The sequence below is a fragment of the Pseudoramibacter porci genome (genome assembly GCF_009696145.1).
Taxonomy (GTDB): domain Bacteria; phylum Bacillota; class Clostridia; order Eubacteriales; family Eubacteriaceae; genus Pseudoramibacter; species Pseudoramibacter porci.
In genome coordinates, this window is record NZ_VUMO01000002.1 from 80,729 (window position 1) to 95,277 (window position 14,549).

The following is a 14,549-nucleotide window of genomic DNA, read 5'->3' on the forward strand; positions in this document are numbered from 1 at the left end:
GTTTTCGATTTCATTATAGCATGGTGATACGATATGGTCAAAATATTTTTATAAATACATATTTGTGTACAAAGAAATACCGGCTACATCTCCGTTTAAATTCGTCGGAACACGCGTTTGGTCCCGCAAGATATCTCTGGTATTGCTTTAAAATTTACCGTCTTTCTTTGCGCTATGGCATGGGATTTGGTCTATAATATTGTTGTAATCGTATAAATTCACTGGGTGAATCCGCAAACACCCTATCAATTTTAAGGAAAGAAGGCTGATTATTTTGATTAAAAAGCGAAAAGTTGCCGTTATCGGGCTGGGCCATGTCGGCGCCCACTGTGCGTATTCTCTCGCGCTCCAGGGCATCGTCGACGAGCTGTTTCTCGTCGATACGGATCACGACAAAGTCGTCAGCGAGTGCCAAGATCTCCGGGACGCGGTGGCCAACTGCCCGCACACCGTGGAAATTAACGTAGCGGATTACGGCGATCTCGGCGACGTAGACATCATCGTCAACGCCATCGGCGACGTCGCCATCCTCGCCGCTTCCAACAACGACCGCCTCGAGGAAATGAAGTTCACCATTCCTCAGGTGACCGACTACATTCCAAAGGTCATGGCCAGCGGCTTTGACGGCATCATCGTCAATATTACCAATCCCTGCGACATCGTGACCTACCGGATCGCCAAGCTGTCGGGGCTGCCCAAGGGCCACGTCTTCGGCACCGGCACCGGTCTCGATTCCGCGCGGCTCAAAAACGTGCTTTACCGGAAAACCGGCATCGCCCACCATTCCATTTACGGCTGTATGATGGGCGAACACGGCAACGCGATCATGGTCCCCTGGTCGCAAGTCACCTTCGGCGGCAAAAAGCTGAACGAGCTCGCCCAGCACGACCCGCGCTTCCAGTTTGAACGCGAGGCGATTCGCAAACAGGTCGTCCAGAACGCCTGGGTAACTGTCCACGGCAAGGGCTGCACCGAATACGGCATTTGCAGCACGCTGGCGCGCATCGTCCACGTCATTTATCACGACGAAAAGGCGATCCTCCCCGTGAGCACGGAACTCTGCGGCGAATACGGCGAATCGGGGTTATTCATCGGCGTCCCGGCCATTGTCGGCGCCGACGGCATCATCGAAATCGTCGAATACACCCTGCCCGACGACGAACGCGCTGCCTTCCACCAATGCTGCGAAAGCGTCCGCCACAATTTGACAATGCACCCGATGATCGTCCATTAATTGTCTTTTTCGCCGTTCCATCACATTGCCTGCGCTTTATCGCCATCTGATCAAGGCAAATTTGTATCCGGCGTATCTCTAATTATTATCGGAGGATGATTCCCGTCCCGGTTCTTGTATATGGTAAAATAGAAGTATCGCAAACCTTTAAAATTAACTGTAGTCACTTAGAAAAGGAGGCATGCCGATGGCAAAGGACGCTATCACAATATTACAGACTGAAGAACAAATTGACCAATATCTCAAGGAACGCGGCATCTTTTCCAAATCCTGCCGTCTCGTGGTGGAAGACCTGCGCAAGGTCAAGGAAAGCGCCGAAGGGTTCGTCAACCTGATCTACCGCGTACGCGGCAGCGATGGCCGTTCCGTCGTCATCAAGCAGATTCTCGATGTCCCCGTCAGCCGGCAGCAGCGCAAAAGCCCAGACGCTTACGTCTCCAGTTGGCAGCTCGATCAAAGCCGGATGCAGTACGAAATTGCCGCTTTAATTTTTTGGAATCAAATCCATCCGGGCATCTGCCCTGAAATTTACCTGCTGGACCGCCCCAACGGCGTCATCGTCATGGAAGACCTGTCGGATTTGAGCCTGTTGCGCTTCGAATTCGCACGGTTTAAAAAATACCCGCGTCTCGGCCGCCAGCTCGGCGCCTTTCTCGCCGACAACCTCTTTTACTCGTCGGCCCTCAATATGACCGAATACCGCAGACAGACCCTGCTTCAGTATTTCGACAACCCGGAAGTCACCGCGCTCTACACCTTTTTATTCAAATCCTGCGTGATCGTCTCCCCGGAACGCGCCATGCCCGATGCCGTTGCGCCGCTGCGCCAGCGCATCATCGACGACGAAGGAGTGCAGACCGAGATCAAGCGCCTCAGCCATCTCTTTACCGACGAAAAGGAATGCTTGATTCACACCGATCTGCACGCGTCTAACATCATGATCGATGAAAACCACCTGAAGATTATCGACGGCGAATTTGCCGGATTCGGCCCGATTGCTCAGGACTTCGGCCGTCTCTGCGGTTCCTTTGTGCTCGACTACTGTTCGCTGTTCGGCGAAAGCGGCCAGCCGAAGGAAAAGCGGGAAGACTACCAGCGCTACCTGCTCGATATGCTGTCAGATCTCTTCACCGTGTTCGAAAAAGAATTTAAGAAGCTGATCCGCGAAAATATCCCGCACAATTACAATTTGAGAAAGCTCGACGTCGATGCCTATCTCAATCAGCATTTCGCCGACGCCCTGTCCTTTACCGCGCTCAACGCCGCATCCCGGCTCAGCGACTGGGGGCTCGTCCACGACTTCAAGATTCTGCCGGTCGCGGAACGCATTTATCCCGAAAAGCTCGTGCTGGCCTCGAGTCAGGACATTTTAAGCCGCCGCGTCCAACCCGCCCGGCCTGAGGATTGGATCGACTTCCTCAGAGAACTGCCCAACCGCTACCCGAAGGAGCGCTTGTAAACACTTCGATACGGCATTTACCGCATCTATCTCAATCAACCCAATAAAAAAGCTCGTGCCAAAATGACACGAGCTTTTTATTGTGATGCTTTGTTTAAAGATTATTCAATGATCTTCGCAACAGCGCCGGAACCAACGGTGTGGCCGCCTTCGCGGATAGCGAATCTTAATCCTTCTTCAATAGCGATCGGTGTGATCAGGGTGACTTCCATTTCGATGTGGTCGCCAGGCATGACCATTTCTACGCCTTCCGGCAGTTTGATGTCGCCGGTAACGTCGGTGGTTCTGAAGTAGAACTGCGGACGGTATCCGTCAAAGAACGGTGTGTGGCGGCCGCCTTCTTCTTTGGTCAGTACGTAGACCTGTGCGGTGAAGTGGGTGTGCGGGTGAATGGTGCCCGGCTGTGCCAGAACCTGGCCTCTTTCGATCTGAGTACGATCGATCCCACGGAGCAATGCACCGATGTTGTCCCCTGAACGGCCTTCGTCCAGTGATTTACGGAACATTTCGATCCCGGTGACGGTGGTCTTTCTCGGTTCTTTGATCCCGACGATGTCGACTTCGTCGCCGATGTGGACAACCCCTCTTTCAACACGGCCGGTTGCAACGGTACCGCGGCCGGTGATGGAGAAGACGTCTTCGACTGGCATCAGGAATGGTTTGTCTAAGTCTCTCTTCGGTTCTGGGATGTAGTTGTCGACTTCTTCCATCAGTTCGACAATCTTGTCACCATCTGGGCCCATTGGATCTTCCAGGGCTTTCAGTGCGGAACCGACAACGATTGGGGTGTCGTCCCCTGGGAAGTCGTATTCGTTGAGCAGGTCGCGGACTTCCATTTCAACGAGTTCGATCAGTTCTGGGTCATCGACCTGATCGGCTTTGTTCAAGAAGACGACGATGTACGGAACACCGACCTGACGTGCGAGCAGGATGTGTTCACGGGTCTGCGGCATTGGACCGTCTGCTGCTGAAACGACCAGAATGGCGCCGTCCATCTGTGCAGCACCGGTGATCATGTTTTTGACGTAGTCGGCGTGGCCCGGGCAGTCAACGTGTGCGTAGTGGCGGTTCGGGGTTTCGTATTCAACGTGTGCCGTTGAGATGGTGATCCCACGTTCTCTTTCTTCTGGTGCTTTATCGATGTTTTCGAATGCAACTTCTTCACCAGAGCCGTATCTCGCGTGCAGCACTTTGGTGATGGCTGCCGTTAATGTGGTTTTACCGTGGTCAACGTGACCGATTGTCCCGATGTTTACATGCGGTTTCGATCTATCAAATTTTTCTTTTGCCATTGGTCATATCTCCTTATTTAATATAATTAAAATAAATGATAGGCGTTGTTAGAAACGTTCCATAACATTATATATAATATGTGTGATAACTTCAAGCGATTTTCGCATTTTTAAGCCGTCTTTAATAGGCGCGTGCGAAATAAGCCATCTTGTCGGCGTGTTTGCCGCAGCAGACACAGGAACCGTCACCGATGACTTCCTGTTCGTCGTCGAAAGGAATGCAGCGGCAGGATGCCCCTGTTTCTTCGTGGATCTTGTCTTCGCAGGCCGGATCGCCGCACCAGTTGGCTTTGACGAAGCCCGGATTTTCAGCGAGGCGCTGCTTGAATTCGTCCATATTTTCAGCTGTGGAAGTCTTTTCTTCGCGGGCCTTCAGCGCCTTATCGTACAGGTTCTGCTGAATGGTTTCCAGCAGGTCGCCGACGGTTCCTTCGATGTCGTCGAGGGAAGCCGGGATCTTTTCGCCGTTGTCGCGGCGCGCCAGGACGCACTGATTGTTTTCCAAATCTCTCGGTCCGAGTTCGATGCGGATCGGGACCCCCTTCATTTCCCACTGGTTGAATTTCCATCCCGGTGAGTTGTCCGAATCGTCGAGGGTGACTTTGAAACGGCCTTCAAGGCGTTTTTTCAGATCCTGTGCGGCGTCGAGCACGCCCGGTTTGTGGGCCGCGATTGGAATGATGGCCACCTGAATCGGCGCAATGTGCGGCGGCAGCACCAGTCCGTTGTCGTCCCCATGGACCATAATGAGCCCGCCAATGAGCCGGGTGGAAACGCCCCACGACGTGTGGTACGGATACTGCTGTTCGTTGTTGCGGTCGAGGTACGTAATGTCGAAGGCCTTGGTGAAATGCTGGCCCAGATTGTGGGAAGTCCCCGACTGGAGCGCCTGGCCGTCATGCATCAGGGCTTCCATGGTGTAGGTTGCCGCAGCGCCGGCAAATTTTTCGCTTTCGCTCTTGCGCCCGACAACCATCGGAATGGCCAAATCCTTTTCGGCCACTTCTCGGTAAATGCCGAGCATGCGCATGGTTTCTTCCTGGGCTTCTTCAGCGGTTTCGTGCAGGGTGTGGCCTTCCTGCCACAAAAATTCAGAGGTGCGCAGGAAGGGGCGCGTCGTCTTTTCCCAGCGCACGACGTTGGCCCACTGGTTGTACAAAAACGGCAGCTGACGGTAAGAGTTCAGCCACTTGCTGTACATCGAGCAAATGATCGTTTCTGACGTCGGACGAATGGCCAGGCGTTCGTTGAGTTTCTTGCCGCCGCCTTCTGTAACCCAGGCGACTTCCGGTGCGAAGCCTTCGACGTGTTCCGCTTCCTTTTGGAGCATGTTTTCCGGAATCAAAAGCGGAAAATACATGTTCTGATGGCCTGTCGCCTTGAATTTCGCATCGTACAGCTTCTGAATATTTTCCCAGATGGCGTAGCCATACGGCCGAATGACCATAAACCCTTTAACCGGCGCGTAGTCCACCATTTCCGTTTTGGAGATCACATCCGTATACCACCGCGCAAAATCAACGTCCCGCGGTGTAATGGCTTCTACTTTTTTGCCTTTATTTTTCCCCATAGCAATCCTTTCCCATAAATAAATTTTCTTTTTAAACGGCCTATATTATAGCACAAAATAAAAGGCTGTGCCGAAAAGCAACAGCCTTTTTTACGATTTATTTCCCGTTTTTATGCCTGAGCCGGCGCTTCGTCCGCGTCGTCATTCAGATGCAGGGTGTCGTTCAGATAATCGACCACCTGATCGCCGTCGAGGCCATGAACCATCGACGCATCGCCAATGGATTCCATGGCGGCAGCCGGGCAGCTGATGCAGCCCATGCCGATCATCATCAGAGCGCGGGCCGCTTCGGGATATTTGGCGACGACGTCGCCGGTTAACATGTCTTTTGTAATTTTCATAGGAGTCCTCCTCGTTTCGTCTTCATTTTGTGCCTATAAATATATCACAGAATGAAATGAAATCAAGACTTTTTTTGTCTAATTAAGATTACCCCCTTGAAAAGACCGCCATGGCCCGCTCCACATCGGCCTGCATCGCGTCCTGCGCCGCCTGGGCCATCTGATCGAAGCGCAGGCCCGCCGGGTCCTCTGCGCCGTCGATCAGCGTCCGGACGCCTTCGCCGCCGGCCAGCGACATGTAAGTAAAGTAATTGATTTTGCAAATACCGTTTTCGATGGCTTTCTGCATTTCGTCGTCGGTCACACCGGAGCCGCCGTGCATCACCAGCGGCAGCCGAACCGCTTCGCGCACTTCAGCGACCCGGTTCACGTCAAGGACGGGTTTGGAGGTGTAGACTCCGTGTGCCGTACCAAAGGCGATGGCCAGGCAGTCGACGCCGGTGGTGTCCACAAAAGCCTTCGCCATTTTCGGGTCAGTATAGGACGCGTCGGGCGGGAGGTTTTCCGGATCATCGGTGCCGCCGCCGGACGCCGGGCGGATGACCCGGCCCAGCTCCGCTTCAACTGCTGCGCCGTAGGATTTGGCCAGATCAACCGCCTGCTTTGTCATCGTCACGTTTTCTTCGTAGGGCCGGGCCGACGCGTCGAGCATGACAGATGTAAAACCTAAATCCAGCGCTCTTTTGAGGTAATCCAGATGTTCGCCGTGATCGAGATGCACGGCCACCGGCACGCGGGCGTTTTCAGCCGCGGCCACCATCACCGGCCCGATGACCGATAAAGGCATGACGGACTCGTGGAGCTCGGCGTGCTGCAGAATGACCCCTTCGCCCCGGGCCTCAGCAGCGGCGATGGTCGCGCGGACCGCCTCTAAATTCGGCGTATTAAAGGCGCCGATCCCCACACGGCGCGTATACGCGTTCTGCAGCAGTTCGTTTAAATGTACCAGCATAAAGCCACCTACATTCTGACGGTCTTCGCCGCGACGATCGCGACGCCCGTTCCCGCGACGTTATCGATCAAGGCTTCGCCTATTTTAACCGGGTGGTGCAGGTGTTTCGCCTGAATGGCCGCCATTGCCTCCTGCATCACGGCTTTGGGAATCGGCTTCGCTGAGCGCACCGGGACCAGTACCGCTTTCGCACCAGTGTCGAGAATCATCGTCGACGTCAAAGTCCGTACCGGGCAGCGCCATTCATTTTCGGCAAAATCGACGCCCCGCTTACACAGATTCCCTTCCACCGCGACCACCTGGTCGTTGTCGACCGTCGCCAAAAGCTCACAGCTGTTCGGACAGGTAGTGCAGCTCATTTTTACTTTTTTCATTTTTGGCTCCTCCTTATTCCTGGATTTCTACACGCACCGTCAAGGGTGCTGTGCAGCCTTTGAGCGCATCGCACGCTACGGTGTGAATTTCCATATTGCTCGGCAGGAAACGGTGGGCTTTCTTTTCACGGTAGATCTCCTGTCCGCCCGAACTCACCACGGTCACGCCGCTTTCAATCGGCGCGCCGACCCGGAATTTGATCTGCTTGTCTGTGCCGTCCCCCGGATCGACAAAGCCTGGAACCGTGTATCGCACCGCCCCTTCGGCTTTCACCGCGAGCTGCTTGGCCGCGGGCTTCAGCGCATTTTTCGCGTACAGCGCCGCTTTTTCGCCGGCTTCCTGTGCTTCTGCGGTGACGTAATCGACGACGTCGTGCACGTGCAGGACGTTGCCGCAGGCGAAAATCCCCGGCACTTTCGTTTCAAGGTTTTCGTCGACGACTGGCCCCTTCGTCACCGGGTCGAGGGGGACGCCCGCCTTCCGGCTCAGTTCGTTTTCCGGGATGAGCCCAACTGAGAGCAGCACCGTGTCGCATTCAATTTCCCGTTCGGTTCCCGGAATGGGACGGCGGTTCGCATCCACTTCGGCGACTTCGACCGAATGCACGCGGTCCTTGCCGTTGATCCGGGTGATCGTCGTCGACAAATGCAGCGGGATGCCGAAATCGTCCAGACAATTGATGATGTTGCGGTACAGCCCGTTGGGGTAGGGCATGATTTCGTAAACACCTTCGACCTCGATCCCTTCGAGGGTCAGCCGTCTGGCCATGATCAGCCCGATGTCGCCGGAGCCGAGAATCACCGCGCGGTTCCCCGGCTTCATATTTTCAAGGTTGATGTAGCGCTGGGCGATCCCCGCCGTGAACACCCCGGCGCCGCGGTCGCCCGGGATGCGGATGGCGCCGCGGGTCCGTTCCCGGCAGCCCATGGCGAGAATGACGGCCCCCGCTTCAAAATGGAGCACCCCTTCCCCGCAGATCGCCGAGACGTGGCGGTCCGGCGTAATGTCCAAAACCATGGTGTTCAAAAACACGTCGATGTCCTGATCGGCGACCTGGTCGATAAACCGTTCGGCGTATTCCGGACCGGTCAGCTCTTCTTTAAAAACGTGGAGGCCGAATCCCGCGTGAATGCACTGCTCGAGAATGCCGCCCAGTTCGCCGTTGCGTTCGAGAATCGCCACGCTGGCGCCCTGCTTTTTGGCCGAGAGGGCCGCCGCCAGACCGGCCGGCCCGCCGCCGACCACTACCACATCGTATTGATAAGTCTTCACTCTGATTCTCCTTTATCTCTTCACAGGCCCAAACAAAACCGGCGAATGGTCTTCTTCGAACTTCACTTCTTCTTCCGGAATACCCAGTTCCCGCGCCAGAATCCTCATAACCTTGAACTGGCAGAAACCGCTCTGGCAGCGGCCCATGCCCGCGCGGGTGCGGCGTTTGACCCCTTCGACGGTCCGCGCGCCGAGGGTCTGATGGATCGCCGCGACGATTTCGCCTTCCGTGACCGTTTCGCAGCGGCAGACGATCTGACCGTAGCGCGGGTCCTGCGCGATGATCTGATCTTTTTCTTCGTCGCTGCATTCGCTGAAGTCCACCGGCGCCTTGCGGTATTTGTTGTAGCCCGGACGCGGCTTCAGGTCGAGGCCGGCGTCGGCCAACAAATCCCGAACGTACTCGGCAATGCCCGGCGAAGAAGCGGCCCCCGGCGACTGAATGCCGGCCGCGTGGATGAAATGGGGCACCGTTTCCGATTCGCAGATCCAGAAATCGTTATCGTTGTCCAGCGCCACTGGCCGCTGACCGGCGAAGGTGCGGATGACTGAGCCGTCATCAAAGCCTGGAATCAGGTGGTGCGCGCCGTTGAGCAGATCCTGGATGCCTTCGGCGTCATTGCTGGTATCCTCTTTATCGGTGCGCATCGTCGCCGTCGAGCCGATGATGTAATTGCCGTGGGCCATCGGAATCAGCGCAATCCCCTTGGTGTCCGGACTTGGACACGGGAACATGACGGTATGAATCGGGGTCGGCAGATTTTTGTCGACCACGCAGAGATTGCCGTGGCGCCCCTGAATCTTGTACTCGTGGATGCCGGCCATGGCCGCGACATCGTCAGCGTAAATTCCTGCCGCATCGACGATGTAACGCGTCCGGTAGGTGTCGCGATTCGTCTGGATAGTGAAATTGCCGTCTTCGTCTTTCGAAATGCCTCTCACTTCCGATTCCAGGAAAATGTCCGTACCGTTGACAATCGCGTTTTCAGAAAAGGCCACGGCCACTTCAAAGGGATCGATCATCGTCGTCGTGTGGGCCAGCAGGGCGCCGAGGGCCTTCTTATTGATGTTGGGCTCCCGGTTCTGCAGCTGCGCCGCGTCGATCCGTTCGACCTGTTCGACGCCGTTGATCCGCGCGTTGTCGCAGAGCTCGTCGACTTTTTTCAAGTCCTTTTCGGAATAGGCGACGACGAGGGTGCCGGTGTGTCGGATATTGAAATCGAGGTCCTTTGCGAGCTGCGGGTACATCCGCGCGCCCCGCGGGTTCAGCTTAGCCTTGAGGGTGCCGGGATGGGGATCGTAGCCGGGATGAACCACCCCGCCGTTGCCCTTTGTCGCGCCCATGCCGATGTCGTTCTTGCGCTCCAGCAGGGCCACATCAATGTCGTACTTCGCCAGTTCGTGAATCACGCCGGTGCCGGTGATCCCGCCGCCGATGACGATCACGTCGTATATTTTTTGATTGTCCGCTTTCAAATTTTTCCTCCCTTTTTTCAATTACCGCATCAGCATGCCGCCGGTGAGATCGACCGTCGCGCCGGTCATGTAATCGGCCGGGCTGGACGCCAAAAAGACGATGACGTCGGCAACTTCCTCCGGTTTTGCGACGTGGCCGATGGGGATCCGGCTTTCGTAATACCCCGGATGTTCGGCCATGCTTTTCGCAATCATATCCGTTTCAACGATCCCCAGCGCCACTGCGTTGACAGTGATGCCCTTCGGCGAGAGCTCTCTCGCCATCGAGATGGTCATCGCGGCCATGCCGGCCTTGGACGCCGCGTAATGCACGTGGCCCGTCGTCGAGCCGTGAAAGGCGGCCTGTGAATTGACGTTGATGATTTTGCCGCCCCGCCCGGCGTCGAGATTGGCCTTGGCAAAATACTGAGAAGTCAAAAAAGACGCCGTCAGGTTCACGTTCATCGTCCGCTGCCAATCCTCAAGGCTGATGTCCTGGCACCACCCCTGGAGGAAGATCCCCGCGTCGTTGATTAAGATATCCATCTTCCCAAGGGCCGCCTCTGCCTTTTGCATCATCGCCGTCACCTGGGCCGGGTCGGCGAAATCGGCGGCCAGCGCTGTCGCCTGAACGCCGAGGGCCCTGGCTGCCGCTGCCGTCTTTTCGGCCCCCTCTAAATGGCCAGCAGTGACCACAAGATTGACGCCTTCTCTGGCGAGCCCAAGGGCCACAGCCCGTCCGACGCCCCGCGAGGCGCCGGTTACAATCGCATTTTTACCTTTTAATTTTAAATCCATGTTGTCCTTCGATTTCTTTCGCTTTTACATTTCGTCCCAATCGTCCCAGACGCCGTCCAGGGCATCGATGACTTTGAGATAGCGCCGGTATTTCTTGTCGTAAACGTCCTTTTTCGACAGATCCGGCCGCGCCGTGTACATCACGTCGACCATCTGCTCCGAGGCTTCCTTAAAGGATGGGAAGACGCCAACGGCCACGCCGGCGTTGATCGCCGAACCGAGAGCCCCGAGCTCCTGACTGCGGGCGACTTCGATTGGCACCTGCAGAATATCCGCGAACATCTGCACCCAGATCTTGGATTTGGCGACGCCGCCGGCCATCCGGATCAAGTCCGGCGCATCCCGATACTTGAGCAGCTTTTCGATGTGGTATTTGTGACTGAACACAATGCCTTCGTACACCGCCCGGAGCATGTCGTCCCGGGTGTGCCAGGACTGCAGCCCGATGAAGGCGCCCTTGGCGTTCATGTTGACGTTGCTGCCGAACAAAAAGGGCAGGAAGACCAGCCCTTTGTCGTCGTCCCCGGCCCGGACCACCGCCTCATTGGCAAAGTCGTAAATGCCCCGGTCGTGCAGGTCGACGCCTTTGAGCACCTCGGTCAAAAACCATTCCTGGTTGGACGCCGAGGTCGGACTGCCTTCGAGGGTCATCCAATAACCCGGGATTGTGTCGATGGACGTCATGAACAAATCCTTGTCGACCACCGGTGTCTTGCTGATGTATTCGTTGATGCTCCACGTCCCGGCAACCACGCACATGGCCGATTCGTCGGTGACGCCGACGGCCATTGCCGACGCGTGGATATCCATCGATCCGCCGGCCACCGGCGTGCCGGCCTTGAGGCCGGTGAGCCCCGCCGCCTCTTCCGTCACGTAGCCGCAGATTTCGCCGGAGTAGCGCAGGGGCGGCAGCTTGTCGTAAATGCATTCCAGGCCCATTTCCGCGAGGAGGTCCTTGTCGTAGCACACATCCCGGACGTTCATCAGCGACGAGCCAGAATAATCGGTGATTTCACCGTAGGCCTCGCCGGTGAGTTTAAACCGGATAAAATCCTTACACATAAAGACCCAGCGGGTACGTTCGATGACTTCCGGCTGATATTTTAAAAACCACTTGATGATGGTCGTCGGCTGACCGCCCCAGCAGGACTGCATGGTCTTGGGCAGAATCTTTTCAAAGGTGCCGTCCTGCTGCCACTGGGCCGCAAATGCGTTGCCCCGGGAATCCGTTGAAATGATACCGTTATAAGCCGGCGTGCCGTCGGCCTGCGTCAGGTAGACGCCGTTGCCGTGGCCGGTCGCGGCGACGCCGACAATTTGTCCGCTGTCGATGCCCGCCTGGGCGATCACCGCGCGGATCGCGCCGACATTGGCCGCCCACATCTCGTTACTGTCTCTTTCGGTGAAGCCCGGCTGGGGCTGAATCAGCTCCGTTTTCCGGCTGGATACCGCAATTTCATGTCCCTCTAAATCGTACAATGCCGCTTTGGACATGGTCCCCCCGTTGTCGAGACCCAGCAAATATTTTTCCATTTTACACCTCTCTATCTGAAATTCCGTTCCTTCCCATCTCGTTTAAAACAAACGCCTTTCGCTGGTGGTGGCACCGTTGAATCCGGCCTGCTCGACCCCTTCGATCTCTTCCGCAGTCTGGATAAAGCCGCCGGCCCAGAGCGGGATGGACGTCACCTTCCTCAGCTCTGGCAAAACGTCCACCGCGACCTTCGCCGGCAGAATTTCCGCCGCCTGGGCCCGGGTGGATTTCAAAATCCGAAGGGTCGTGTCCAGCGCCTTGGAATCGGAGATCAGAAAGCGCTGAATCGTGTACAGGCCGATGTTGCGCGCCATGCCGAGGCGCATCCGGTCGGTGGACATGACGCCGTCGACCTTGAAATAATGCTTGAGCAGCTTGATGCCGACCTCGTCCCGTCCGAATCCGCCGAGGAGTTCCATGTTGATGAGCACCTTTTTCCCGGCGCGGTGGACCTTTTCGGCTAGTAGCGGCAGATTGGCAATGTCGGCACCGGTGAGCAAAATCGTCTGCCGCTTGCTTTTCAGGGCCCACTCCAAATCGCCGAGACGGCGAATCGAAGGGATCACCTGAAAGGACGGCCGTCCGTCTGTCCTGGCGCCGCTCATCCGCGCGCCCAGCCGGCGGAACGCTTCACAGCTTCGCGCCACTGTTCGTAGAGCGCTTCCCGTTCAGTGTCGCCCATGCGCGGTTCAAAGACTTTGTCCGCTTCCCACAGGTCTTTGAGCTCGCTTTGATCCTTCCAGACGCCGCAGCCCAGCCCGGCGAGATAGCAGGCACCCTTGGCTGTGGTCTCAATATCTTTCGGGCGGATAACCCGGCAGTTGAGGATGTCGGCCTGGAACTGCATCAGGAAATCGTTCTGTGCCGCGCCGCCGTCCACCTTGAGTTCCTTGAGGGCGATGCCCGAGTGTTCGGCCATGTCTTCGAGGAGATCCCGCGTCTGATACGCCATGGATTCGAGGGCCGCCCGGGTGATTTGTTCCTGTGTCGTGTCGGCGGTGATGCCGATGATCATACCCCTGGCCTTCGGATCGTAAAAAGGCGCGCCGAGGCCGGTAAAGGCCGGCACGAAGAAGATTCCGCCGTTGTTTGGAATGCTGGCCGCCATGGCTTCCGATTCGCTGGATTTCCCGAAGAATTTCATTTTGTCGCGGAGCCACTGCACCACCTGGCCCGCGATGAGAATGGACGCCCCCATCGAGTAGGACAGGTGCCCGTCGATGCCCCAGGCCAATGTCATCAGCCCGGTTTCTGTCCGCGGCGCCTTGTCGCCGGTAAACATCAGCGGCACTGCAGACGTGCCGTAGGTGTTTTTCGCGCTGCCCTCTTCAAAGCAGGCCTGGCCGAACAATGCGGCCGACTGGTCGCCGGCGATGCCGGTGATTGGAATTTCCGCGCCGAACCATTTGGGGTCCGCTGTGCCGAAATACCCCACTGAATCTTTGACCTCCGGCAGGATGTCTGCCGGCACATCCAGCGCCGCGAGCAATGCGTCGTCCCACTTGCCTTCGTAGGGGTTGAACAAGAGGGTGCGCGCCGCGTTGGAGCAGTCTGTGGCGTGGACCCGCCCGCAGGTCAAATTCCAGAGGAGCCAGCAGTCGATGTTGCCGAATTTGAGCTTGCCCTGTTTCGACTTTTCCGCCGCTTCGGGCACGTTGTCGAGGATCCATCTGATCTTCGTGCCGGAATAAGTCGGGTCGAGCACCAGCCCGGTCCTGTGGTTGAACATCGCGTTGTAGCCTTCCTGGCGGAGCCGTTCGACAATGGGCGCCGTCCGGCGGCAGCCCCAGACGATGTCGTGGTAAACCGGTTCGCCGGTTTCACTGTCCCACATGACCGTCGTTTCCCGCTGGTTGGTGATACCAATGGCCTTGATGTCGGCGCCGGTGATGCCGGCCTTGGCAATCGCGTTCTGGGACGTCTTTAAGGTCACCTGCCAGACGTCGCCCGCATCCTGTTCCCACCAGCCAGACTGGGGATAATACTGCTTGTATTCCGCGTAATCGATAGCGACCACATTGCCGGTGGTGTCGTAGACGACGCCGCGCGAGCCAGTGGTGCCTTGATCCATAACCAAAATATACTGTTTCATTTTCATCCTCCCCGATGCATGAAATCTTTGAAAACACAAAAAGCCCTGCTTAATAAACTGCGCGACCCTTTTTGGATCTCGCAACTCATTAAACAGGACTCTGCATTTCCATCCCATTCTCCAACTCTCCAAATTTTGATTCAAATCGGATTATTTTGTTTTGTGCATTTATCTT

General features: G+C 56.4%; 13 protein-coding genes. 2 read left to right on the forward strand and 11 right to left on the reverse strand.

The window, feature by feature from the left end; translation table 11 throughout:
- The first annotated feature begins 274 nt into the window (after positions 1–274).
- Both FYJ52_RS02155 and FYJ52_RS02160 read left to right on the forward strand, forming a co-directional pair.
- Entirely contained in the window at positions 275–1,234 is a 960-nt protein-coding gene (locus tag FYJ52_RS02155) for an L-lactate dehydrogenase (RefSeq protein WP_154575619.1), read from the forward strand.
- Positions 1,235–1,421: 187 nt separating this feature from the next.
- Entirely contained in the window at positions 1,422–2,693 is a 1,272-nt protein-coding gene (locus tag FYJ52_RS02160; RefSeq protein WP_205960733.1) for a phosphotransferase, read from the forward strand.
- Positions 2,694–2,794: 101 nt separating this feature from the next.
- Here the strand turns inward: FYJ52_RS02160 and tuf are convergent, their stop codons facing one another.
- The 11 genes from tuf to glpK all read right to left on the reverse strand — a co-directional run bounded on the left by tuf (position 2,795) and on the right by glpK (position 14,374).
- Complete coding sequence (gene tuf / locus FYJ52_RS02165) at positions 2,795–3,985, reverse strand: elongation factor Tu (protein WP_154575610.1); 1,191 nt, start codon at positions 3,983–3,985, stop codon at positions 2,795–2,797.
- A 121-nt stretch (positions 3,986–4,106) separates the two neighbouring features.
- Entirely contained in the window at positions 4,107–5,555 is a 1,449-nt protein-coding gene (proS, locus tag FYJ52_RS02170; protein WP_154575621.1) for a proline--tRNA ligase, read from the reverse strand.
- 110 nt (positions 5,556–5,665) lie between these two features.
- Positions 5,666–5,896: a DUF1858 domain-containing protein gene (locus FYJ52_RS02175; protein ID WP_154575622.1), complete on the reverse strand. Its 231-nt coding sequence runs from the start codon at positions 5,894–5,896 to the stop codon at positions 5,666–5,668.
- An 88-nt stretch (positions 5,897–5,984) separates the two neighbouring features.
- Complete coding sequence (locus FYJ52_RS02180) at positions 5,985–6,848, reverse strand: class II fructose-bisphosphate aldolase (RefSeq protein WP_154575623.1); 864 nt, start codon at positions 6,846–6,848, stop codon at positions 5,985–5,987.
- 8 nt (positions 6,849–6,856) lie between these two features.
- Positions 6,857–7,222 (reverse strand): DUF1667 domain-containing protein, encoded by a 366-nt coding sequence (locus FYJ52_RS02185; protein WP_154575624.1) that lies wholly within the window; start codon positions 7,220–7,222, stop codon positions 6,857–6,859.
- A gap of 13 nt (positions 7,223–7,235) precedes the next feature.
- A complete protein-coding gene (locus FYJ52_RS02190) occupies positions 7,236–8,495 on the reverse strand; it encodes an NAD(P)/FAD-dependent oxidoreductase (RefSeq protein WP_328598747.1) in 1,260 nt (419 codons plus the stop codon).
- Between the two features lie 12 nt (positions 8,496–8,507).
- The gene (locus tag FYJ52_RS02195) at positions 8,508–9,971 is read right to left on the reverse strand and encodes an NAD(P)/FAD-dependent oxidoreductase (protein WP_235901493.1); all 1,464 of its coding nucleotides are present in this window, start codon (positions 9,969–9,971) and stop codon (positions 8,508–8,510) included.
- A gap of 21 nt (positions 9,972–9,992) precedes the next feature.
- Positions 9,993–10,748, reverse strand: coding sequence for an SDR family NAD(P)-dependent oxidoreductase (locus FYJ52_RS02200; RefSeq protein WP_154575626.1), 756 nt, complete (start codon positions 10,746–10,748; stop codon positions 9,993–9,995).
- A gap of 24 nt (positions 10,749–10,772) precedes the next feature.
- Complete coding sequence (locus tag FYJ52_RS02205) at positions 10,773–12,281, reverse strand: FGGY-family carbohydrate kinase (RefSeq protein ID WP_154575627.1); 1,509 nt, start codon at positions 12,279–12,281, stop codon at positions 10,773–10,775.
- A gap of 42 nt (positions 12,282–12,323) precedes the next feature.
- Positions 12,324–12,929 carry a glycerol-3-phosphate responsive antiterminator gene (locus FYJ52_RS02210; RefSeq protein WP_328598748.1) on the reverse strand — a complete coding sequence of 202 codons (606 nt, stop codon included), beginning with the start codon at positions 12,927–12,929 and terminating at the stop codon, positions 12,324–12,326.
- The gene (gene glpK, locus FYJ52_RS02215; protein WP_154575628.1) at positions 12,884–14,374 is read right to left on the reverse strand and encodes a glycerol kinase GlpK; all 1,491 of its coding nucleotides are present in this window, start codon (positions 14,372–14,374) and stop codon (positions 12,884–12,886) included. Before glpK ends, FYJ52_RS02210 begins: the two co-directional genes overlap by 46 nt.
- Positions 14,375–14,549: the final 175 nt, after the last annotated feature.